Genomic DNA, 20704 nt, shown 5'->3' with positions numbered 1-20704 from the left:
CGCCCGTGTGGCGAATTTAGCATTTTCAGTGCCTGGCGGAAGGTCTATACTGCCGGTGCTTTCGATAACTCAGGGGACAATCTTGCTCAAATCTCTCGTACTGCCAGCAGCGCTGCTGGCCGCGTTCGCCCCTGCCATGGCCGATGAGGGCCAGTGGCAGCCGCACCAGATGCCGCAGCTGAAAGCGGAACTCAAGCGCATCGGCATCCAGATCCCGGCCGAGCAGCTCACCGACCTGACCAAGCACCCCATGAGCGCCATCGTGTCGCTCGGCGGCTGCTCCGCTTCCTTCGTGTCCCCTGATGGCCTGGTCGTCACCAACCACCACTGCGCCTATGGCGCCATCCAGCGCAATTCCACCCCGCAGAAGAATTACATCGTCGACGGCTTCCTGGCCAAGACCCGCGCCGAGGAACTGCCGGGCGGCCCGAATACGCTGGTGTATGTGACCGAGAAGGTGGAGAACGTCACCGGCCGCGTGCTGAAGGGCCTGGAGAAGACCGGCGGCAAGGAGCGCCATGAAGCTATCGAGCGCCGCATCAAGGACCTGATCGCCGAGTGCGAGACCGACAAGATGTACCGCTGCTCCGTGCCCGCCTTCCACCGCGGCCTGGAGTACTACCGCATCCGCCAGATGATGATCCGCGACGTGCGCCTGGTGTACGCGCCGCCGGACATGATCGGCAACTACGGCGGCGATATCGACAACTACGAGTGGCCGCGCCACACGGGCGACTATTCCTTCCTGCGCGCCTATGTGGGCAAGGACGGCCGTCCCGCCGATCCGTCGCCGGACAACGTGCCGTACAAGTCCAAGGACTTCCTCGTGGTCTCCGCCGAAGGCCTGAAGAACGGCGATCCTATCCTGCTGGCGGGCTACCCCGGCCGCACGAGCCGCTACAAGCTGCCGTCCGAGATCCGCTATGCGCGCGATACGAGCTATCCGCATCAGGTGAAGGAGTTCCAGGCGGACCTGGATACCATTGCCGCCGCCACCAAGGGCAACGATGCTGCCGCTGTGCGCTACGCCTCGGTGGTCAAGTCGATCAACAACCGCATGAAGAAGACGCAGGGCCTGCTGGACGGCTTCTCGCGCAAGGACCTGGCCGCCATCAAGGATGTGCAGGATGCGGAGTTCCGCGCCTGGTACGGCAAGCAGCCGAACGTGTCGCCGACCCTGCTGGCCGAGCTGGACGCGGCAATCGCCGCTGACATGGCGCAGGAGCAGGCGCAGTTCGGCTGGTACGTGGCCACCAACAGCGACATGCTGAAGAGCGCCCGCACTCTCTACCGCCTGGCCCAGGAGCGCCAGAAGCCGAACGCCGAGCGCGAAAGCGGCTACCAGGACCGCGACCTTAGCTTCATCAAGGCGCGCCTGACCCGCCTTGAGCAGTCTTACGATGCCAATGTGGACAAGGCCCGCTACGCCGAAGGCCTGAAGCGCTATGCAGCGCTGCCTGCCGCCTTCCATCCGCAAGGCCTGGATGCGCTCCTGCCTTCGCAGCAGCAGCAGCTGGACGCCCTGTACGCAGGCACTGAGCTGGGCGCCACCGCCAAGCGCCTGGCCCTGCTGGACACGGATGCGGCCACCCTGGCCAAGTCCGGCGACCCGTTCATGCAGCTGGCCGTGAAGCTGAACGAGATCGGCCTCGCGCTGGAAAACCGCTCCAAGGAAGTGGAGGGCAATCTGGAGAAGGTGATCCCCCAGTACATGGCTGCCGTGATCGCGTTCAAGAAATCCCAGGGCAAGCCGGTCTACCCGGACGCCAACTCCACGCTGCGCATCACCTACGGCACCGTGTCGCCATACTCGCCGCGCGACGGCGTGACCAAGGGCCCGTTCACGACTGTTGAAGGCATCGTGGAGAAGCACACGGGCAAGGACCCGTTCGACGCCCCGGCCAACCTGCTGGAAGCCATCAAGGCCAAGCGCTACGGCCAGTTCAAGGACCCCGTGCTGGGCACCGTGCCCGTGAACTTCCTGAGCAGCGCCGACACCACGGGCGGCAACTCCGGTTCGGCCATCGTGAACAAGCGCGGCGAGCTGATTGGCCTGAACTTCGATTCCACCTATGAGTCGATCACGAAGGACTGGTACTTCGACCGCGACATCACCCGCGCCATCCACCTCGATGTGCGCTATATGCTCTGGCTGATGAAGGAAGTCCACCACGCGGACAACCTGCTGAAGGAAATGACGATCAAGTATCCGAAGAAGTAAAGCGGGTACAATGACAACGGGGCCAGCAAGGCCCCGTTTTTTCAGCGTATATGAATCAAACCCTAACCCTGTTCGGCCTGTCCACCACTCCGCTTGAACTGATCTCCTTCGTACTGTCGGTGGCCACCGTGTGGCTGAACATCCGCCAGAAGCACTGGGCCTGGCTGTTCGCGATCATCTCCTCGGCCACCTACGGCGTGGTGTTCTACGGCGCCCGCCTGTATGGCGACATGGCGCTGCAGCTGGTCTTCATCTCCGTTTCCATCTGGGGTTGGTATCAGTGGCTGCGCGGCGACGACAGCCATGAGCAGCTGCCCGTCACCGTGCTCGATGCGCGCGGACGCTGGCTTGCCGCCCTGGGCTGGCTGCTCGGCTTCGGCGCGCTGGCCTGGTTCCTCAAGTCCTTCACCGACACCGACGTGCCGAACGCCGACGGCTTCCTCACCGCAGGCAGCCTCGTAGGCCAGCTTCTCCTCTCGCGCAAGAAGCTGGAGAACTGGCATGTGTGGATCATCGTGGACGTGCTCTATGTCGCCCTCTACGTGCACAAGGGCCTGATGCTGACGGCCGTGCTGTATGCGATGTTCGTCGTCATGGCCGCCATCGGCCTGCTGGCCTGGCGCCGCGCCATGGACGGCGCCCAGGAGGCGCAGGCCGCGGGCGACGCCATGGTGCTCAAATGAGCGGCCAGCCTTTGCGCGTGGCCATCGTCGGCAGCGCGTCCTCCGGCAAGACCACGCTGGCGGCAGCCCTTGCCGAACGCCATGGCGCACTGTGGGTACCGGAATACCTGCGCGAGTTCGTCGATACCGTGCAGCGTGTGCCGGTCGAGGAGGACCAGATCCATATTGCCCGAACGCAAGTCGAGCGCGAAGATGCCACATTCGTGCGTGGCGGAAATTATATTTTCTGCGATACTACACCGCTGATGACCGCCGTCTACAGCCGCCACTACTTCGGCGGGATCCGGCCGGACCTGGAAGCGCTGCTGGCGAGCCGCCACTACGATGTAACCCTGGTGTGCGCCGCGGACCTGCCCTGGGTTCCGGATGGCCTGCACCGCGAGTCGCGGGACGTGAGCGGCATCATCAACCGGCTGCTCGACGAGGAGCTGGAGGCGCGGCGGATTCCTTTCGTGCGCATTTCCGGTCCACTGGAAGAAAGACTGAAACAGGTAGCGAAGGTGCTCGGGGAGGGATGACCATGAAAAAGCTGCTGGTACTGGCGACGATGCTGCCCCAATGCGTCAGCGCTGCCACCGGCTATTACCTGGTCTCCACCTACGATGTCGCCGGCCAGGCGTCCATCGACTACAAATACTGGAACGCCCATTACCGCGACCGCCGCGTCGCCGTGCCGGACCTCGGCTTCGGCTATGGCGTGACGGACCGCTGGTACACGGAAATCTACGGCAGCTGGATCCAGTTCAACGGCGAACGCACGCGCTACATCGGCACCTCCTGGCAGAACGACTTCATGCTCACCCAGGGCCAGTACGATGTGGACGTGGCCCTGCATACCCTGGTGGAGCGCGGCAAGGACCGCGGCTACAGCGTGGAGATGGGGCCCGTGATGCAGACCGAAATCTGGCGCACCCAGTTCAACTTCAACGTCTTCCTGCAGCGCGAGTTCGATACCGGGGAGCACGAGGACACGGAGCTGGTTTACCAGTGGCAGGTGAAGCAGCGCTGGAAAAGCTGGCTGCAGCCGGGTGTGCAGGGCTTCGGCGAAGTCGGGAAGTGGAACGACTGGAAAGCGAAGCATGACCAGTCGCACCGCATCGGACCGGCCATCTTCGGCTATGTGGATGTAGGCCGCCAGCAGATCAAATACGAAGCGGCCTACCTGATGGGCAAGAATTCGGACCGCAGGGCGAAGAGCTTCACCATGCGGGTCCAGTACATCTTTTAGAAGAACACCTGCGCGGAGACGCGGAAGGTACGCTCGGCGCCCGGGAAGAGATAGCCTCCCAGGTCCGGCGTTACATCGCGCCAGTAGAACTTGTCCAGCGCATTGCGCACCTGCGCACGGAACACGGTGGGCGCGCCGCCCAGGCGGGTGGAGTACGAAGCGCCCAGGTTCAGCACATGGTACTTGGGTACCATGACCGTGTTCTCTTCATCGAAAGCCTTCTTGCCCGCGAACTGCCAGTCGCCGTTCAGCTTCAGGCCGGGCACCTGCGCCAGCGTGTACTCGGCGAACACCGTCGATTTGAAGGCAGGCACATTGGTCACGCGCTTGCCGTCGTAGATGGACTTCCCGGTGCCGCTTTGCTCCGTGTGCAGCGCCGTGGCCGATACGCCCACCATCAGTTCGCGCGTGAGCCTGCCCTGCGCGGCGAACTCGATGCCGCGGTGGCGCGCCTGGCCGTTGCGCACGAAGGTTCCGCTGGCGTCCGTGTATTCCAGGCCTTTTTCGATCTGGTACAAGGCGCCGCTGTAGCTCACGCCGCCCACCAGCGCCTTCGCGCCCACTTCCACCTGCCTGGATTTGCCCGGCGGGAGAGCGTGGTTCGCGTTGCTCGTTTCGATAGGCGCGATGCCGCCATGCTCCAGGCCCTGCGCGTACGACACGTACAGCGAGGCGGTTTCGCGCGGGCTGTAGACCAGCGCCACATTCGGCAGCCAGAAGTTGGCGTTGGTCGGAATCACGTCCACTTCGTTGCGGCGCACCTTCACGTAGCGCGCGCCAGCATGCAGTTTCAGCTCGCCGGTGAGGGCAACGATATCCTGCACGAAGAGCGCGCGCTCATGGTCGTTGCGGCGCTCGGAAACGGGGCCGCTGCTGCCGCCATCCGGAGGCACCGCCACCGGGTGGTAGATATTGCTCACGCCAACCCAGTTGTAGATGTAGTCGCCCCAGTACTCGTGATTCTCGAAGTAGGAGAAGCCGCCCGTGAATTCGTGGCGCAGGGAGCCCGTTGCGAAGCGGCCTTGCAGCATGGCCTGCGCGGCCAGGGGCTTCTTCTTCTCGCCCAGGCTGCGGTAGTCGTAGACATCGTAGTCGCCGTTGGCGCAGAAGCCTGGCCACAGTTCTTCCGTGCTGCAGCCGTAGGGGAAGGCGGTGTAGTCGTCGCGCTTGAAGAGGTGGCGGTTGGCGCTCACGGTGGCATGCCACTCGGGGGAGAACTGGTACTGGAAGCGGGCGCCGATATTGCTGCTCTCGGTCTTCACCGGCAGGCTCCATGGCTGGTTGTTCAGCATGTTGTCCGCCGCCACATCGGGCAGGGACGTGCCGCCGATCAGCTGGAAGCCCGGCGCGGAAACCTGGGACTTGTTCTGGTAATCGGCATCGATCTGCAGCAGGGCCTGGGGCGTGATCTGCCAGTCGAAGGCGCCGGAAACGAAGCTGCGGTGGCCATCCGCGCCCTTGATGTAGGAGCGCAGGCGGTCGGCGGCGGCATTGATGCGGTAGCCGAAGCGGCGGTCCTCGAAGCGGCCGCCCAGGTCCACCTCGCCGTGCAGCGAACCGCGCTCGCTCACGCCGAACAAGGCGGAGCGCATGGTCTGGCTGGTGGGGCGCTTGGTCACATAGTTCACGATGCCGCCCGGCGCGGCCAGGCCTGCCTGCAGGCCCGCGAGGCCTTTCAGCACCTCGATGCTTTCCTTGTTCTCCAGCGGGATCTGGGTGTCGCCGGAAATGGCCAGCCCGTCCTTGCGGTAGCTGCTCGCGTTGTCCAGCTTGAAGCCGCGGATGGAGAACTGCTCGGCGTAGCCCACGGCGTTATAGGCGTCGCTGATGCTGGCGTCGTAGCGCGCCGCATCGGTGGTGGTCTGGATGTTCAGGTCCTGCATCTGCTCGCGGGTGATCACGCTCACGGAGGCGGGCGTCTGCAGCAGGGGGGAATCGGAGAAGCCTGCCACGGAGGCGCGGTCGGCCACGGTACGGGTGGCGCTCACTACCACTTCGGCCATCTTCGGCTCGGACTGGGCGGCGGCGGTGTGCGGGAAAGCCTGCGCTACAGCGAGCGCGGCGGCGGTTACGGCGAATTTCGTCTTGGTCATGTTGTGCTCTTATGCTTCGGTCGAGCCAACGCGGGGAGAGCACTCAAAGGAGGGAGGAACAACTTTGCGCTTTCCTTCGCTGGCATTATCCAGATCAGGTACGAAGGGTATCTCTCACCCGGAACGGCGTTCCAGGACCCCTAGCGAGGCCGAAGCTTACCACAATTCGTGCGCCGCCTGCCGGCGCCCGCCGCTACACTTGAGAAATGCGCTCCGGCGGCGGACAATGTGCTCATCCGAATCGACCAGGAGATTGCCATGACCGAAGAACACGTTGTCGAACCGCGGGACAAGCTGCATGCCCAAGTGCTGGACATGCACAGGGGCCTGACGTCGCTGATCGACAAGCTGGGCATGCTGGACACCCAGAACCAGCGTATCGAAGCCTGCACCGATCCCGAACTGAAGCTGGTGATGGCGCATCAGCGCGATGCCACGCGCAAGCACATTGCCATGCTGTTCGAATGGGTGCGCCGGCGCGATCCGAAGCTGGACAAGGAAATGAAGGAAGCGCTGTTCAAGGCGGGACCGATCGCCGCCCAGTACCACTACGAGGAGTGATCCCGGCGGTACGGCGGCACGTGAAAGGACGTGAATGAAGTTGCTGCAGCCGTACCGCGAAGGAAGCTGGTTTGCCGTGCCCCTGAGGAACGGCGGCTATGCCACCGGCCTGGTCGCCCGCCTGTCCCCGCAGGGGAAGATCATGCTGGCCTACCTGTTCGGGCCGAAGTTCGAGAGAGTGCCCACGCTGGAGCAGGTGCAGGGGCTGCGCGCCGGCGATGCGCTCAAGGCCATCCGCACCGGCGACATGGCGCTGGCCAATGGCCGCTGGCCCGTCATCGGCCAGTCCGAACGCTTCGACCGGGCCGACTGGCCCGTTCCCGTCTTTATCCGCCGCGCCGACGCCCTCAAGCGCGCCTGGCGCGCCACCTATTCCGACGATCCCGCCAAGCCCGAACGCGAAGTCTCCGTGCCCTATGAAACGGAAGGGCTGGAAACGGATTCCCTCTACGGCTACGGGTCGACCGAGTTGCTGCTGACCAAATTGCTGGAGTGAGGCCCAAGCGCGAAGGCGGCTGCCACGCTTACTTGAGTGGACGGCAGGCGGCGGCGCGCGCCAGGAGGAGGGCGCGTTCGCGCTCGTTGTGCGCCATGTCCGCCGCGCGCTCGAACTCGGCGCGCGCTTCCTCCAGCCTTCCCAGTTTGAACAGGAAGTCGCCCCGCACGCTGGGCAGCAGGTGATAGTTGCGCAGCGCCGGTTCGTCCAGCAGCTGGTCCGCCACTTCCAGGCCCGTGGCGGGGCCGAAGGCCATGGCCAGCGCCACTGCGCGGTTCAGTTCCACGACAGGGGAGGGCGCCAGCTGCGAGAGGCCGTCGTACAGGGCCGCGATGCGCAGCCAGTCCGTGTCTTCGGCCTTGCGCGCCCGCGCGTGGCAGGCCGCAATGGCCGCCTGCAGCGCATAGGGGCCAAGGCTCTGGCCCAGCTGCTCCGCGCGCGCCAGCGCCGTCAGGCCGCGCCGTATCAGCAGCTGGTCCCAGCGCGAACGGTCCTGTTCCAGCAGCAGCACGGGCACGCCCTTCGCGTCGGTGCGCGCCCGCTGGCGCGAAGACTGGATCTCCATCAGCGCCACCAGGCCGTGCACTTCCGGCTCGTGCGGCACCAGCTCAGCCAGGATACGTCCCAGCCGCAGCGCTTCCTCGCACAGGGCGGGGCGCATCCAGTCCACGCCCGCGCTGGCGGAATAGCCTTCGTTGTAGACCAGGTAGATCACCTGCAGCACCGAAGACAGGCGCTGTACCAGCTCCGGCCCGCGCGGCACTTCGAAGGGCACGCGCGCCTCGGCCAGGGTGCGCTTGGCGCGCACAATGCGTTGCGCCACCGTGGGTTCGGGCACCAGGAAGGCGCGCGCGATTTCCTCGGTGCTCAGGCCGCCCAGCAGGCGCAGGGTCAGGGCCACCCGGCCCTCGGTGGGGAGCACGGGGTGGCAGGCCACGAAGATCAGGCGCAGCAGGTCGTCGCCGATATTGTCGTCCAGCGTGCGTTCGAGGTCCGGCGCCGCGTCCTGCAGCTGGCCTTCGATTTCGTAGGTGAGCTCGGGTTCCTTCTCCTGCTCCAGCTTCTTGTGGCGCAGGTAGTCCAGGGCGCGGTTCTTGGCCGCCGTCATCAGCCAGGCGGCAGGGCGGTCGGGCGTGCCCTGTTCCGGCCAGCTTTCCAGTGCGCTGACCAGGGCTTCCTGCGCCATTTCTTCCGCCAGGCCCACGTCGCGCAGCATGCGCGCGAGCACGGCGATGATCTTTGCGGATTCGATGCGCCAGACAGCTTCCAGCGCCCGGTGAATCTGGTTCAAGCGCGCACCACTTCGCGCAGCTCGACCTCCATGTTCGGGCCGAGCGGGAAGGGATAGTTCCTCACCCAGTCGAAGGCTTCTTCGCGCGTGGCGGTCTGGATCAGCCAGAAGCCTGCGATCAGTTCCTTGATCTCGGTGAACGGACCGTCGATGACGGTGCTGCGGCCGCCGCCGAACTTCACGCGCGCTCCCTTGGATGTCGGCTGCAGGCCCTCGCCAGCCAGCACAATGCCTGCCTTCACGCCTGCCTGGTTGGCGGCGTTCATCTGCGCGATCACCTCGGGCGGCGTGGGCAGGTCGGCTTCCGTGTTGCGGTCGGACTTGAGCAGCACGATATAGGGCGTGAGCTGGGCCGCGGCCTGGGTGTCGAAGCCCACGCAGCCGCTGGAGCAGCCCGTTTCACGCACTTCGAGTTCCACTTCGCCTTCGCCGTCGGCCGTGGGCCAGGTCTTGGCCCACTCGATGGCATCCTGTTTCGAGGGCACATCGATGATGGTGAAGCCCGCCACCAGCTCGCGCGCATCGGCGAAAGGAACGTCGTGCACGCTCCACTGGCCGTCGCGCTTGCGCAGGCGGGCGCCGCGCGCACTGGGATGCAACCACCGCCCTGACGGTACTGCCTTGCTCAGTTCGGGAAGCGGAAAGGCCGCCTGTTCGGAACTGCGGTCGGCGCGGCGCAGGATCATGAAGTGCATTGCATCCCCCTATTTATCAGGCTGCGTGCTGGGAAGCCATCTTGGCGCGCTGCTGTTCTTCCTGCTCGCGCAGCTCCGGCGTGAACTCGGCGCCGAAGTCCTCGGCCTCGAAGACGCGGCGGATCTCCAGCTGGTCGCCCTCCAGCATCGGGGCGCGCTTGAACCATTCCACGCATTCGTCCAGGGATTTCATCTGCACCAGCCAGAAGCCCGCGACGAGCTCCTTGGTTTCGGCGAAGGGGCCGTCGATGACCTTGCGGTCCTTGCCCGAGAATTGGATGCGCGCGCCGCGCGAGCTCGGGTGCAGGCCTTCGCCTGCCAGCATCACGCCGGCGTTCACCAGTTCTTCGTTGAACTTGCCCATCGCTTCCAGCAGTTCGGTTGGCGGCATGACGCCTGCTTCGGTGTCGGCGCTAGCTTTGACAATGACCATGAATCGCATGTTGTTCTCCTTGTTCCTGTTATTGGGCTTTGCCGCCGCATTCGGCGGGCATGCTGGCTGCGGCGGCCGTCGCTTCTTCGAAGGACACGTCGCGGATATGGGTGGCGATGGACCACATGTGGCCGAACGGATCGACCAGCACGCCGTAGCGGTCGCCCCAGAACATGTCGTCCAGCGGCATGCGCACGGTGGCGCCGGCGGCAATGGCGCGCTCGAACGTGGCGTCGGCGTTCTCCACATAGTGGTGGATGGTCACGGGCGAGAAGCCCTGCGGCGCCCGCGCGCCCATTTCGGGGAACTCGTCGACCAGCATCAGGTTGGAATCGCCGATTTTGACCATTGCGTGAATCAGCTTGCCGCTCCCGTCCGGGGAGGGGATGCGCGCGCATTCTTCTGCATTGAAGGCCTTCTTGTAGAACTCGATCGCGTCCGCCGCGCCACGGCACACCAGGTGCGGGGTGAGCGAGTGCATGCCTTCAGGAATCTTTTGAACCATGGTGTCTCTCCTGTTTCGTTGACCGGAAGCGCGAACTGCGCCGCCATAATCCCACGACGAACGGGAAAACTCCAGATCGACAAAGTTTTTTAATTTTTTTCAGATTTTTTCAGCCCGCGTTGAGGGTAATCCGAACCACCAAGCCGCCGCCGGGACGATTGCTCAGCTGCAACTCCGCCTCGTGCTTTTGCAGCACCCGCTCCACGATGGCCAGGCCCAGCCCCGCGCCATTGGCCTGGCTGCGCGCCGTGTCGAGGCGGGTGAAGGGTTTGCGCAGCTGGTCCAGCTGGTCTTCCGGAACGCCGACGCCGTGGTCCAGGAACTCGATGACCACCCGCCCGCCCTTGGCCGTGCAGTGGATCTCGATCTCGGCCAGCTCGCCGCCGGGCGTCTTGCCGTAGCGCCGGGCGTTCTCCACCAGGTTGTTGAACACCCGTTTCAGGTCGGTGGGGTTGCCGCGGACCTGGGCGCCTTCGCACAAAACGGTCTGCACGCGCACGTCCGGCAGGCGGGTGGCCTCGTGGGCCACGTCTTCCAGCATACCGGAAACGTCCACCAGCACGAAGGTGGAGGTCTCGGTGGGCTTCGCGTAGTCCAGGAACTGGGCGATGATGGCGTCCATCTGGGCGATATCGGACTGCATGCCGGAGCGCGCGTCGGGCGGCAGGTGGGCCATCTCCACTTCCAGCTGCATGCGCGCCAGCGGGGTGCGCAGGTCGTGCGAGATGCCGGCCAGGATCACGGCGCGGTCCGATTCCACCTGCTGCAGGTCGTCCACCATCTGGTTGAAGCTGCGGTTCGCCTGGCGCACCTCCTGCGGCCCCTTGTCCGGCAGCGGTTCGGGGCGCAGGCCGCGGGCGATGTCGCGCGCGGCGGCGGTCAGGCGCTTGAGGGGAAGGTTGATGAGGCTCGAAATCAGGGCTGCGCCCAGCAGGGAGACCAGGGAGACCACGCCCGCCCAGCCCAGCCACTGCACGCCCGTGAGGCCGCTGATGCGCTCGCGCTCCAGCATGAGCCAGTACTGGTCGTCGTCGATCTTGAAGCTGACCCAGAAGCCGCGCATGCCGTTCACGCGCGCCGAGAAGCGGGTGTCCGCCCCCAGCTTGGCCTTGACCATGGACTCGATCAGGGGCATGAGGGCGTTGGCGGGCGGCGGCTCCACCTCGTCGTCGTCCTCCAGCGAGAAGACGCGGATGCCTTCGTTGGACACGAGCTCGAACAGCAGCTCGCGCCGCAGGTCGGGGGCGGAGTGGGTGAGGGCGGCGCGGGTGATGGTGACCACGGAGATCACCTGGGCCGCAAGCTGCTGCGCCTGGGGCTCGCGCTGCACGACGCTGATCATGCCGATCCAGGAGGCCATGCTCAGCGTCGTCAGCACGCCGAGCAGCAGGAAAGTGCGCCAGAACAGGCCGCTCATCGGCCGCCCGAAGCGGGGCAGTTTAAACGCCATCATGGGGGATCAGCGCGGCTGGCCCTCCGGGATGAAGACATAGCCCAGGCCCCACACCGTCTGTATATAGAGGGGGCTCGACGGATCGGGTTCGATCAGCTTGCGCAGGCGGGAGATCTGCACGTCCAGGCTGCGGTCGAAGACCTCGTATTCGCGTCCGCGCGCCAGTTCCATGAGCTTTTCGCGCGAGAGCGGCTGGCGGGCATGGCGGGCGAACACCTTCAGCACGGAGAATTCGCCCGTGGTCAGGGGCACGGTCTCGCCGTTCTTCTTCAGGGTGCGGGTGCCCAGGTCCAGCACGAACTGGCCGAACTCGAAGGTCTGCGGGGTTTCGGAAGGGGCGCCGGGGATCTCGTCCGGCGCCTTGCGGCGCAGCACGGCGCCGATGCGGGCCACCAGCTCGCGCGGGTTGAAAGGCTTGGGCAGGTAGTCGTCCGCCCCCATTTCCAGGCCCACGATGCGGTCCACGTCCTCGCCCTTGGCGGTCAGCATGATGATGGGGGTCTGGTCCCCCGCGCCGCGCAGGCGGCGGCAGATCGAAAGGCCGTCCTCGCCCGGCAGCATCAGGTCCAGCACCAGCAGGTCATAGCGCTCGCGCAGCCAGAGCTTGTTCATGGCCGTGGCGTTTTCCGCCGTGAAGACGTTGAAGCCCTGCTCGGTGAGGTAGCGCCGCAGCAGGTCGCGCAGGCGCACGTCGTCGTCCACCACCATGATCTTCGCCTGGTGGCCGTTCTGGGTGCCGGGGGTGTTGCCGGATTCTGTCGATGTCGTTGTCATAAGGCTGTCCGAATTGTCAGAATTATGTCGCTATGGTAACGTCATAATGCTTGACGGGGCGCATCCATGCGAACCCATTACAAAGTGTTACAAACTTTACCCCGTGCGTCTTACCTTCATAGGGAATCGGGCATACACTTTGGCCATGGCAGTACAGCTTATACCAACGAGGAAAGCAATGGGCAAATCGATCGGCAATGGACAGTGGGCGAAGGGCGCGGCAGCATGCGCACGCGCCGGCGCCGCCGCGTTTGCCCTGGGCTGCGCCCTGCTGGCGGCCTCTCCGGCTGCCTTCGCCGACCCGCAAAGCGGGCAGGGCGTGCGCCGCGACGAAGGCCAGCAGGCCGGCCAGCCGCAGCGCAATCCGCGCAGCTTCCGCGATTCGCGCTGGGGCGATGAGCGCGATACCCGTGCCTTCGAAGCGCGCGCCGAGGAGCAGCGCCGCATCATGCAGGAAAATGCGAACAACGCCGAAATGAACCGCCGCATGAGCCGCATGACGGCCGACGAGCGCCGCGACCTGCGCCGCCAGATCAACGAGGCGGGCGCCGAGGTGTATTCGATTACGCCGCGCCGCTGAGGCCAGCTTTCCACATTCTTCCCGCGGGGCTGCATTTGCAGCCCCGTTTTACCTTTCAGGATGCAAAATTCTGACCCTTTCGCTCTGGGAACATGTTACGCTAGTTAATAAATATAAACGGGGTGTTATCGATTGTGCAACAAAAGTGTTTCATGATCGTGCTAGGGGAATGTGAACGTGTCAAACAAGGCTGCGGCGCCTGAAGCAACCGCAGGGGGCGCTGCCTCGCCTGCCATCGTCCAGCGCACGGACGGGGTGTACTTCCGTGCGGACGCCGGTGCGGCGGCCTGCGTGGCGGCCGTCAACCAGCTGTTCCAGGCGCGCGCCTATTTCACGGGCATCGATTACGGTGTCTTCATCCGCATGCTGTACGAGGCAGGCCCCGAGCTGCCCCCGGAATACAAGGACAAGCCCCTGGTGCGCTTCGCCGACGCGGTGGCGCCCTTCAGCGAGCAGCGCCGCTCCCTGTACAAGTCCGTGCGCATCATCGCGGGCGAGGCGGAATACTACTTCGAACCCGTCTACCTGAATTCGGGCACGCCAGAGGAAACGCCTTCGAATCTCGATTTCGGCGAATTCGTTGCCGACATGTGGGAGAAGGGCATCCGCTTCGGCATCGACGCGCCCGTGGTGAGCCAGGCCATCGAGGAGGGAAAGTCCACCCGCCTGACCGTGGCGCGCCGCCTGAGCCCCGCGCCGGGCCAGGATGCGATGATCGTGGAAGTCTCGCAGAAGATCCACCGCTCCAACGCCCCCAAGGAAATGGCCAACGGCCGTTTCGATCTGCACACCTACCAGAACCGCTTCCCCCAGGTGGCCGCGCACACGCCGCTCCTGAAGAAGGTGCCGCGCGTGCCGGGAACGCGGGGTTTCGAGCTGTCCGGCATTCCCGTGGAGCCGCCCCTGCCGGAGGATGTGGAGCTGAACCCGATGGCGGGCGCCGGCACCGTGATCCAGCACCTGGCGGGCGAGGACTTCCTCGTTTCATCCGTCGAGGGCTTCATCAATGTGGACCGGCGCAGCAAGCGCATCTCCATCGGCCCCAAGATCATCAGCCGGGAGGGCGTGAGCGTGCGCACCACCGGCAACCTGCAGCTCTCCGGCGAGTACGAGGAATTCGGCGAGGTGCAGGAAGGGCGCGTGGTGGATGGCTTCAACATCACCATCCATGCCGACGTGTTCGGCAAGATCGTTTCGCGCGGCGGTTCCATCCACCTCAAGCAGAACCTCATGGGCGGCGCGGCCACCAATGCGGACGGGCCGATCACCGTGGGCGGCGTGGTGTCGAACTCCGTGGTGCACGCCAAGGTGGGGCAGGTGACGCTCAATTCGGTGCAGAACAGCGTGATCACGGCGCCGCGCGTGATCATCACCGAGGCCACCAATTGCGAGATCGTGGCGGACGAAGTGGTGATCGGCGTGGCCAATGGCTGCGCCATTGCCGCGCGCAATATCAGTATCGAGAGCGCGGGACCGCGCAAGCAGAGCGAAATGCTGCTCTTTGCCCTGGTGCCGGATACCAGCAAGTTCGACCAGCTGCTGCAGGAAGTGGCCATCCGCCTCGCGCAGCTGGACGCCCAGGCCCAGAAGCTCAAGGCCCAGATCGACGCCATCACGAGCCAGCAGGATGTGCGCAGCTACCTCACCCTGGCCACGAAAGTGCGCAAGCAGGAGGTGACCCTGACGCCCGAGCAGCTGCCCCTGTTCCAGAAGATGGCGGTGCAGGTAGGCCCGGCGCTGAAGGAAGTGGCGCGCCTGTCTGTCGCATCCAAGGAGGGCGAAGGGCAGCGCGCGGTGCTGGAAAAACAGGCGGAGCAGCTGCGGGAGCAGAAGGCCGCCGTGGCGGGGGAGGCCCGGTGCAAGGTGGCTGCCATTTCAGGCGAAACCCTGCTGCGGACCATGGTGTTCAAGCCTGACGAAGGCCCCATGATCGAACTGCCGCCCCGCGAGGTCAAGGCGCGCCTGCGCGCGGGCACCTATGTGCAGCCCCCCATCTTCAACAGCGGCGGGGGCGAGATCGACTGGTCTACGAAGACCTAGGCGCCGCACTTCGGCAGGGCGCTGAAAAAGTTGAGCACAATCAACGCATTAGGAGCAGAGCAGTCTTAGCATGGCAGGACAGCAGCGGCACCTTGCCGCCCGAAAGGACTGCCATGCCATCCGCCCGCAAAGACACCGCACCCCGCCAGTACCTGACCTTCCGTCTGGGGGGGCTTGAATATGCGCTCGACTATGCGAAGGTGCAGGAACTCCGTCCGCTGCTTTCGCTCGAGCGTTTTGCGGCCGATGGCGAGGTGCTCGGCGGCGTGGCGGTGTCGCGCGGGGTGATCATGCCTATCGTGGACATGCGCATCGCCTTCGGTCCGCGCCCGCCCGAGCACGACCCGCACACGGACGTGATCATCCTGAAGCTGTCCAACTGCGTGATGGGGATGGTGACGGACGGCGTGACGGACATCGTCACCATGGGCGCAGGCCAGATCCGGCCTTTCGACAACCTGAGCGAAGATGCGGGCTACCTGCTCGGCATGGGCACGATCAATGCCCGCAAGCTGATTGTGATCGACATCGACAAGCTGATGGCGATCCGCCGCGTGACGCTGGGTTCGCGCCACGCAGCGTGAGCCGCCTCAGGCGGCGAGCGCTTCCAGCTGCTCCTGCAGCTCCAGCCACTCGCCTTCCAGCTTCTCCAGGTCCTTCGTGTAGAAGGACTGGTCCGCCAGCAGCTGCTTGAGCTTCGGCTTGTTCGCGGCTTCGTAAATGGCCGGATCGGCCAGGGCGGCATCCGTTTCCGCCTTCTGCGCCGTGCGCTTGGCAATCAGGTCGTCCAGCTGCCTGATCTTGTTCTCGATCGGCTTGCGCTGGACGGACAGGCGCTGGCGCTGCTCCGCTTCCAGGCGCTTCTGTTCCCGCTTGTCGACGGCGGGAGCGGAAGGCGGCGGCGCAACGGGCGAGGTGGAGGGATAGCTGGTCTTGTTCTCCTTGCCCGCGGCGGGCAGCACGTCCGTGCCCTTGCCAAGCTTCGTTTGCAGCAGCCAGTCCTTGTAGTCGTCCAGGTCGCCGTCGAAGGGCTGCAGCTTGCTGTCCGCAACGATGATGAACTGGTCGGTGGTGGCGCGCAGCAGGTGCCGGTCGTGGGAGACCACCACCAGGGTGCCTTCGAACTGGGCCAGCGCCTCGGTCAGCGCCTCGCGCGTTTCCAGGTCCAGGTGGTTGGTCGGTTCGTCCAGCAGCAGCAGGTTGGGACGCTGCCACACGATGAGGGCCAGGGCCAGGCGCGCCTTCTCGCCGCCCGAGAAGGGGGCGATGGGGCTGGTGACCATGGTGCCGGGGAAGTTGAAGCCGCCGAGGAAGTTGCGCAGTTCCTGTTCGCGGGTGTTCGGCGAAATCTTCTGCAAATGCCAGAGCGGCGATTCGTCGTGGCGCAGCATCTCCACCTGGTGCTGGGCGAAGTAGCCGATGATGAGGCCCTTGCCGGTGGTGGCTTCGCCCTCCAGCGGTTTCAGTTCGCCCGCGATGGTCTTGATCAGGGTGGATTTACCGGCCCCGTTCACGCCCAGCAGGCCGATACGCTGGCCCGTCTGCAGCGAGAAGTTGATGCCGCGGACAATCGTCTTGTCGCCCTGTTCCGTGCGATAGCCCGCGTTCACGTCTTCCATCACCAGCAGGGGATTGGGAGCGCTCAGGGGCTCGCGGAACTCGAAGGAGAATTCGGCGGCCGCGCGCAGGGGCGCCAGCTCCTCCATCTTGGCCAGGGCCTTCATGCGGCTCTGGGCCTGCTTGGCCTTGGATGCCTTGGCCTTGAAGCGGTTGATGAAGGACTCCAGGTGGGCCTTCTTGCGCGCCTGCTTCTCGGCCGCGCCCGCGGCCAGCACCATCTGGGCGGCGCGCTGGCGTTCGAAGCTGGAGTAGTTGCCCGAATAGCGTTTCAGCTTGCGCTCGTCGATGTGAACGATCACGTTCACGATCTCGTCCAGGAAATCGCGGTCGTGGGAGATGATGATGAGCGTGCCCGTGTAGCGCTTCAGCCAGTCCTCCAGCCAGATAATGGCGTCCAGGTCCAGGTGGTTGGTGGGTTCGTCCAGCAGCAGCAGGTCGGAAGGGCACATCAGGGCCTGCGCCAGGTTCAGGCGCATGCGCCAGCCGCCGGAGAAGCTGGCGACAGGCTGGCGCATCTGGTCCAGCGTGAAGCCGAGGCCCAGCAGCAGCTGTTCGCCGCGCGACTGCACGGTGTAGGCGTCGGCATCGGCCAGCGCGCTGTGGACTTCGCCGAGGGCGATGCCGTTTTCCGGCGTGTCCGGCAGGGCTTCCAGGCGTTCGAGTTCGGCCTGCAGCTTGCGCAGGTTCACGTCGCCGTCGATGGCGTAGTCCAGGGCCGCGCGCTCCAGCGGCGGCGTTTCCTGGGCCACGTAGGCCATGCGCCATTTGGCGGGAAAGTCGATGCTGCCCTGGTCGGGATGCAGCTCGTCGCGCAGCATGGCGAAGAGGCTGGATTTGCCGGCGCCGTTGGCGCCGATCAGGCCGATCTTGTCGCCGGGATTCAGCGTGAGGTCAGCCTGTTCGAGCAGCGGCTTCAGGCCGCGCATCAGGCTGACGTTAGTCAGTTTGATCATAGTTTCAGTTGGTCTGCGGTCAGCAGGAAGACCATGTCGTCGCCCTGGCTGGTGGTGAGCCAGGTCAGGCCGAGATGGCCGAAGGCCGCTTCCGCGAATTCTTTTTCATTCCCGATTTCGACGATCAGCAGGCCCTCGTCGGTGAGGCGGCCCGCTGCGCCTTCCACGATCTTGCGCACCAGGTCCATGCCGTCCGCGCCGCCGTCCAGGGCGATCTGCGGCTCGTGCAGGTATTCCTGCGGCAGTTTCGCCATGGAGCCCGAATTCACATAGGGAGGATTGGTAATGATCAGGTCGTACTTCTTGTCCGGCACGTTCGCGTAGAGGTCGGACTGGATCAGGTTCACGCGGTCCTGCAGCTTGTAGGTGTCCACGTTGCGGCGTGCGACGTCCAGCGCGTCCGGCGAGATGTCGACCGCGTCGACCACCGCGTCCGGGAAGGCGTCGGCCATCATGATGGCCAGGCAACCGGAGCCCGTGCACAGTTCGAGGATGTTCGCGATGCCTTCCGGTTCGTTGACCCAGGGCGCGAAGTACTGCGGAATGAGCTCGGCGATGTAGGAGCGCGGCACGATGGTGCGCTCGTCCACGTAGAAGTTATAGGTGCCCAGCCAGGCTTCGTTCGTGATGTAGGCGGCCGGAATGCGGTCCGTGGCGCGGCGCTCGATGACGGCCATTACCTGCTGCACTTCTTCCGGCAGCAGGCGCGCATCCAGGAACGGATCCAGCTTGTCCAGCGGCAGCTTGAGGGTGTGCAGGATCAGGTAGGCCGCCTCGTCGAAGGCTTCCGCGCTGCCATGGCCGAAGAACAGCTTGGCCGCGTTGAAACGGGTGGTGGCATAGCGCAGCAGGTCGCGCGGCGTCGTAAAGAGCGTGGTATCCATGGTGGTCAGCGCAGCAGGTTTTCCAGCGTGCGGCGGTAGATGTTTTTCAGCGGGTCGATGAAGCGCACTTCGATGTGCTCGTCGATCTTGTGGATGCTGCCGTTGGGCGGGCCGAATTCTATCACCTGAGGGCAGATCTGGGCGATAAACCGCCCGTCCGAGGTGCCGCCGGTGGTGGAGAGCTCGGTGTCCACGCCCGTTTCATCCTTGATCGCTTCACAGATGGCGGTGGACAGGGTGCCGCGCGGCGTGAGGAAGGGCAGGCCGCTCAGCGTCCACTTCAGGTCGTATTCGAGGCCGTGGCGGTCCAGGATCGCGTGCACGCGCTCCTTCAGGCTGTCCGCCGTGCTGGCGGTGGAGAAGCGGAAGTTGAAGTCGATGACCATCTCGCCCGGAATGACGTTGTTCGCGCCGGTGCCTGCCTTGATGTTGGACATCTGCCAGGAAGTGGGCAGGTAGTATTCGTTCCCTTCGTCCCAGACTTCGGCCACCAGGTCGGCCATGGCAGGGGCGGCGAGGTGGATGGGATTCTTCGCCAGCTGGGGGTAGGCGATATGGCCCTGCACGCCCTTGACGGTAAGGCAGCCGGAGAGCGAGCCGCGGCGGCCGTTCTTGATCATGTCGCCCAGGGTCTGGCTGGAGGTGGGTTCGCCCACGATGCAGTAATCCAGCTTTACGCCCCGTTCCTTCAGCTTGTTGCATACGACGACCGTGCCGTCCGTGGCCGGGCCTTCCTCGTCGCTCGTGATGAGGAAGGCGATGGAGCCCTTGTGGTCCGGATGCGCGGCGATGAACTCTTCGCAGGCCACGACCATGGCGGCGATGGAGGTCTTCATGTCCGCCGTGCCGCGCCCATACAGCTTGCCGTCGCGGTGGGTGGGGTAGAAGGGTTCCGACGCCCACTGCTCGACTGGGCCGGTGGGCACCACGTCGGTGTGGCCGGCGAAGACCAGCAGCGGCTGTTCCGTGCCCTTGCGCGCCCACAGGTTCGTGACCTCGCCGGACTGGATGGTCTCGCACTGGAAGCCCAGCGGCTCCAGCAGGTGGATCAGCTGGTCCTGGCAGCCTTTGTCTTCAGGGGTGACGGAGGAAAGGCCGATCAGTTTTTCGGTCAGCGCGAGGGTACGGGAAGCGGTCATTGGCTTACAGCTGGAAGATTTGTCGGTATTGGGCGTCCGAGAAGCCGACGTGGCTGGCGGACGGGGTTTGCAGCACGGGGCGCTTGATCACGGAGGGGAACTCCAGCATCAGCTGTGTGGCGCTGGCCGCGTCGGTGACAGAGGCCTTGCGCTCATCGGGCAGGCCGCGCCAGGTGGTGCCCTTCCTGTTGACGAGCGTTTCCCAGTCCACGTGCTTGAGCCACTCCTGGACGATGGCCTCGGTCAGGCCCTGCTTCCTGAAGTCGTGGAAGGTGAAGTCCTGCTGCTGCCCGGCGAGCCAGGTGCGGGCCTTTTTCACTGTGTCGCAGTTGGGGATACCGTAGAGTGTCGTCATGGGGATAAACGTGTCGCCTGGCGCGCGGCCAAAGGCGACATTATATCCCGCTCAGGTCTGGCTCGCGGCTCTGCCTGGATGCACTGTGCCGAATAGGCGGTAGGATCTGTCTGCACGCGGTTCTACCAAGCCAAGCAGGCCTCTGATCTCATTTGCATCAATATAGAGGCGGTCCAGCGACGTCACTAATTCACCGTCGTCGACAACGTGCAGTTCGGGCTCCCTCTGCTGGAAGGTCCAGAAAAAATGCTCATCTTCCACGCGCTTTTCCAGCAAGAGCAACTTGTACGGATGAGAGTTCCTTGTAAAAGTCGCCTCGAACTGCCGAATCACCGTGTCGGCATTCAGCAGCAGCTCCGCGTTTTCCGTGCGGCGGACCTGGCGCCATTGGAGGCTGCCGTCTTTTGTCTGTTGGACGATTTCCGCAAAAAGACGTTCGTACTCGTTCATAAATCCTCCGTAAAGGAACGCCAGTCCTTCAGCACCTCCTTTATTGCAGGAATATTCTCGGCTGCAATCTGCTTGCGAAGTTCAAGCATGGTGCGCCCTTTGATGGTCCAGGAGGACCACGGCCGAACTGGCACCGAGCGCTCAAGCGCCTTCAGTTTATACCGGATTTCGTTTGGCAGTTGCGCCAATCCTTCCGGGAGTTCGGATAGCTCGCCAATCAGTTGTTGAAGGCGTTACCGTCGTCGGTATC

22 protein-coding genes and 1 riboswitch are annotated in these 20704 nt (G+C 64.6%); of the genes, 9 read left to right on the top strand and 13 right to left on the bottom strand.

The window, feature by feature from the left end; translation table 11 throughout:
* Positions 1 to 82 precede the first annotated feature (82 nt).
* The 4 genes from LSQ66_RS13025 to LSQ66_RS13010 are packed head-to-tail and all read left to right on the top strand — an operon-like array spanning position 83 to position 4132.
* Positions 83 to 2221 carry a S46 family peptidase gene (locus LSQ66_RS13025; protein ID WP_407659507.1) on the top strand — a complete coding sequence of 713 codons (2139 nt, stop codon included), beginning with the start codon at positions 83 to 85 and terminating at the stop codon, positions 2219 to 2221.
* Between the two features lie 50 nt (positions 2222 to 2271).
* Entirely contained in the window at positions 2272 to 2904 is a 633-nt protein-coding gene (gene pnuC, locus LSQ66_RS13020; protein ID WP_231765631.1) for a nicotinamide riboside transporter PnuC, read from the top strand.
* A complete protein-coding gene (locus tag LSQ66_RS13015) occupies positions 2901 to 3422 on the top strand; it encodes an AAA family ATPase (RefSeq protein ID WP_231765630.1) in 522 nt (173 codons plus the stop codon). The genes pnuC and LSQ66_RS13015 overlap by 4 nt, the downstream gene beginning before the upstream one ends.
* Positions 3423 to 3424: 2 nt before the next feature.
* The gene (locus LSQ66_RS13010; RefSeq protein WP_231765629.1) at positions 3425 to 4132 is read left to right on the top strand and encodes a hypothetical protein; all 708 of its coding nucleotides are present in this window, start codon (positions 3425 to 3427) and stop codon (positions 4130 to 4132) included.
* Here the strand turns inward: LSQ66_RS13010 and LSQ66_RS13005 are convergent.
* A complete protein-coding gene (locus LSQ66_RS13005) occupies positions 4129 to 6225 on the bottom strand; it encodes a TonB-dependent siderophore receptor (RefSeq protein ID WP_231765628.1) in 2097 nt (698 codons plus the stop codon). The genes LSQ66_RS13010 and LSQ66_RS13005 overlap by 4 nt on opposite strands.
* Before the next feature lie 54 nt (positions 6226 to 6279).
* A riboswitch (TPP riboswitch) is annotated at positions 6280 to 6377 on the bottom strand.
* A gap of 106 nt (positions 6378 to 6483) precedes the next feature.
* On the opposite strand from LSQ66_RS13005, the gene LSQ66_RS13000 reads away from it, so the two are divergent.
* Together LSQ66_RS13000 and LSQ66_RS12995 are read left to right on the top strand one after the other, a co-directional pair.
* Positions 6484 to 6786 (top strand): ferritin family protein, encoded by a 303-nt coding sequence (locus LSQ66_RS13000; protein WP_231765627.1) that lies wholly within the window; start codon positions 6484 to 6486, stop codon positions 6784 to 6786.
* A gap of 34 nt (positions 6787 to 6820) precedes the next feature.
* Positions 6821 to 7282 carry an Imm26 family immunity protein gene (locus LSQ66_RS12995; RefSeq protein WP_231765626.1) on the top strand — a complete coding sequence of 154 codons (462 nt, stop codon included), beginning with the start codon at positions 6821 to 6823 and terminating at the stop codon, positions 7280 to 7282.
* A gap of 28 nt (positions 7283 to 7310) precedes the next feature.
* Here LSQ66_RS12995 and LSQ66_RS12990 read toward each other — a convergent pair whose 3' ends face one another.
* The 6 genes from LSQ66_RS12990 to ompR all read right to left on the bottom strand — a co-directional run bounded on the left by LSQ66_RS12990 (position 7311) and on the right by ompR (position 12433).
* A complete protein-coding gene (locus tag LSQ66_RS12990; RefSeq protein WP_231765625.1) occupies positions 7311 to 8573 on the bottom strand; it encodes an RNA polymerase sigma factor in 1263 nt (420 codons plus the stop codon).
* On the bottom strand, positions 8570 to 9268 hold the full coding sequence (locus LSQ66_RS12985) for a YciI family protein (protein WP_231765624.1): 699 nt from the start codon (positions 9266 to 9268) through the stop codon (positions 8570 to 8572). The genes LSQ66_RS12990 and LSQ66_RS12985 overlap by 4 nt, the downstream gene beginning before the upstream one ends.
* Before the next feature lie 16 nt (positions 9269 to 9284).
* Positions 9285 to 9710 (bottom strand): YciI family protein, encoded by a 426-nt coding sequence (locus LSQ66_RS12980; protein WP_231765623.1) that lies wholly within the window; start codon positions 9708 to 9710, stop codon positions 9285 to 9287.
* Between the two features lie 19 nt (positions 9711 to 9729).
* Entirely contained in the window at positions 9730 to 10206 is a 477-nt protein-coding gene (locus LSQ66_RS12975) for a VOC family protein (RefSeq protein ID WP_231765622.1), read from the bottom strand.
* Between the two features lie 109 nt (positions 10207 to 10315).
* Entirely contained in the window at positions 10316 to 11659 is a 1344-nt protein-coding gene (locus LSQ66_RS12970) for an ATP-binding protein (protein ID WP_231765621.1), read from the bottom strand.
* A 6-nt stretch (positions 11660 to 11665) separates the two neighbouring features.
* The gene (ompR, locus tag LSQ66_RS12965; protein ID WP_231765620.1) at positions 11666 to 12433 is read right to left on the bottom strand and encodes an osmolarity response regulator transcription factor OmpR; all 768 of its coding nucleotides are present in this window, start codon (positions 12431 to 12433) and stop codon (positions 11666 to 11668) included.
* A gap of 178 nt (positions 12434 to 12611) precedes the next feature.
* Here ompR and LSQ66_RS12960 point away from each other — a divergent pair, with 178 nt between their 5' ends.
* The 3 genes from LSQ66_RS12960 to LSQ66_RS12950 all read left to right on the top strand — a co-directional run bounded on the left by LSQ66_RS12960 (position 12612) and on the right by LSQ66_RS12950 (position 15637).
* Entirely contained in the window at positions 12612 to 13013 is a 402-nt protein-coding gene (locus tag LSQ66_RS12960; RefSeq protein WP_231765619.1) for a hypothetical protein, read from the top strand.
* Between the two features lie 177 nt (positions 13014 to 13190).
* On the top strand, positions 13191 to 15053 hold the full coding sequence (locus LSQ66_RS12955; RefSeq protein ID WP_231765618.1) for a flagellar assembly protein A: 1863 nt from the start codon (positions 13191 to 13193) through the stop codon (positions 15051 to 15053).
* Positions 15054 to 15166: 113 nt separating this feature from the next.
* Positions 15167 to 15637: a chemotaxis protein CheW gene (locus LSQ66_RS12950; RefSeq protein WP_231765617.1), complete on the top strand. Its 471-nt coding sequence runs from the start codon at positions 15167 to 15169 to the stop codon at positions 15635 to 15637.
* 6 nt (positions 15638 to 15643) lie between these two features.
* Here LSQ66_RS12950 and LSQ66_RS12945 read toward each other — a convergent pair whose 3' ends face one another.
* Genes LSQ66_RS12945 through LSQ66_RS12920 form a run of 6 tightly spaced genes read right to left on the bottom strand, consistent with a single transcriptional unit; the run spans position 15644 to position 20642 of the window.
* Complete coding sequence (locus tag LSQ66_RS12945; protein WP_231765616.1) at positions 15644 to 17626, bottom strand: ATP-binding cassette domain-containing protein; 1983 nt, start codon at positions 17624 to 17626, stop codon at positions 15644 to 15646.
* On the bottom strand, positions 17623 to 18510 hold the full coding sequence (gene prmB, locus LSQ66_RS12940; RefSeq protein WP_231765615.1) for a 50S ribosomal protein L3 N(5)-glutamine methyltransferase: 888 nt from the start codon (positions 18508 to 18510) through the stop codon (positions 17623 to 17625). Before prmB ends, LSQ66_RS12945 begins: the two co-directional genes overlap by 4 nt.
* A gap of 5 nt (positions 18511 to 18515) precedes the next feature.
* A complete protein-coding gene (gene dapE, locus LSQ66_RS12935) occupies positions 18516 to 19649 on the bottom strand; it encodes a succinyl-diaminopimelate desuccinylase (RefSeq protein WP_231765614.1) in 1134 nt (377 codons plus the stop codon).
* Positions 19650 to 19653: 4 nt separating this feature from the next.
* Positions 19654 to 20004 (bottom strand): ArsC family reductase, encoded by a 351-nt coding sequence (locus tag LSQ66_RS12930; protein ID WP_231765613.1) that lies wholly within the window; start codon positions 20002 to 20004, stop codon positions 19654 to 19656.
* A 51-nt stretch (positions 20005 to 20055) separates the two neighbouring features.
* Positions 20056 to 20454: a hypothetical protein gene (locus LSQ66_RS12925; protein WP_231765612.1), complete on the bottom strand. Its 399-nt coding sequence runs from the start codon at positions 20452 to 20454 to the stop codon at positions 20056 to 20058.
* Entirely contained in the window at positions 20451 to 20642 is a 192-nt protein-coding gene (locus LSQ66_RS12920; protein ID WP_231765611.1) for a hypothetical protein, read from the bottom strand. Before LSQ66_RS12920 ends, LSQ66_RS12925 begins: the two co-directional genes overlap by 4 nt.
* Between the last annotated feature and the right edge of the window lie 62 nt (positions 20643 to 20704).

This window comes from Massilia endophytica (genome assembly GCF_021165955.1).
Classification (GTDB): domain Bacteria; phylum Pseudomonadota; class Gammaproteobacteria; order Burkholderiales; family Burkholderiaceae_D; genus Rugamonas; species Rugamonas endophytica.
Note: the sequence above shows the minus strand (reverse complement) of the source record. Positions and strands in the feature narration are given on the sequence as shown.

Bases quoted from the DNA above. Each gene is read 5' to 3' on its own strand.
- LSQ66_RS13005 (WP_231765628.1), bottom strand. From the start codon at position 6,225: ATGACCAAGACGAAATTCGCCGTAACCGCCGCCGCGCTCGCTGTAGCG.
- LSQ66_RS12945 (WP_231765616.1), bottom strand. From the start codon at position 17,626: ATGATCAAACTGACTAACGTCAGCCTGATGCGCGGCCTGAAGCCGCTG.
- LSQ66_RS12975 (WP_231765622.1), bottom strand. From the start codon at position 10,206: ATGGTTCAAAAGATTCCTGAAGGCATGCACTCGCTCACCCCGCACCTG.
- prmB (WP_231765615.1), bottom strand. From the start codon at position 18,510: ATGGATACCACGCTCTTTACGACGCCGCGCGACCTGCTGCGCTATGCC.
- dapE (WP_231765614.1), bottom strand. From the start codon at position 19,649: ATGACCGCTTCCCGTACCCTCGCGCTGACCGAAAAACTGATCGGCCTT.
- LSQ66_RS12970 (WP_231765621.1), bottom strand. From the start codon at position 11,659: ATGATGGCGTTTAAACTGCCCCGCTTCGGGCGGCCGATGAGCGGCCTG.
- LSQ66_RS12960 (WP_231765619.1), top strand. From the start codon at position 12,612: ATGGGCAAATCGATCGGCAATGGACAGTGGGCGAAGGGCGCGGCAGCA.
- pnuC (WP_231765631.1), top strand. From the start codon at position 2,272: ATGAATCAAACCCTAACCCTGTTCGGCCTGTCCACCACTCCGCTTGAA.
- ompR (WP_231765620.1), bottom strand. From the start codon at position 12,433: ATGACAACGACATCGACAGAATCCGGCAACACCCCCGGCACCCAGAAC.
- LSQ66_RS13010 (WP_231765629.1), top strand. From the start codon at position 3,425: ATGAAAAAGCTGCTGGTACTGGCGACGATGCTGCCCCAATGCGTCAGC.
- LSQ66_RS12950 (WP_231765617.1), top strand. From the start codon at position 15,167: ATGCCATCCGCCCGCAAAGACACCGCACCCCGCCAGTACCTGACCTTC.
- LSQ66_RS12995 (WP_231765626.1), top strand. From the start codon at position 6,821: ATGAAGTTGCTGCAGCCGTACCGCGAAGGAAGCTGGTTTGCCGTGCCC.
- LSQ66_RS13000 (WP_231765627.1), top strand. From the start codon at position 6,484: ATGACCGAAGAACACGTTGTCGAACCGCGGGACAAGCTGCATGCCCAA.
- LSQ66_RS12980 (WP_231765623.1), bottom strand. From the start codon at position 9,710: ATGCGATTCATGGTCATTGTCAAAGCTAGCGCCGACACCGAAGCAGGC.
- LSQ66_RS12925 (WP_231765612.1), bottom strand. From the start codon at position 20,454: ATGAACGAGTACGAACGTCTTTTTGCGGAAATCGTCCAACAGACAAAA.
- LSQ66_RS12930 (WP_231765613.1), bottom strand. From the start codon at position 20,004: ATGACGACACTCTACGGTATCCCCAACTGCGACACAGTGAAAAAGGCC.
- LSQ66_RS13015 (WP_231765630.1), top strand. From the start codon at position 2,901: ATGAGCGGCCAGCCTTTGCGCGTGGCCATCGTCGGCAGCGCGTCCTCC.
- LSQ66_RS12985 (WP_231765624.1), bottom strand. From the start codon at position 9,268: ATGCACTTCATGATCCTGCGCCGCGCCGACCGCAGTTCCGAACAGGCG.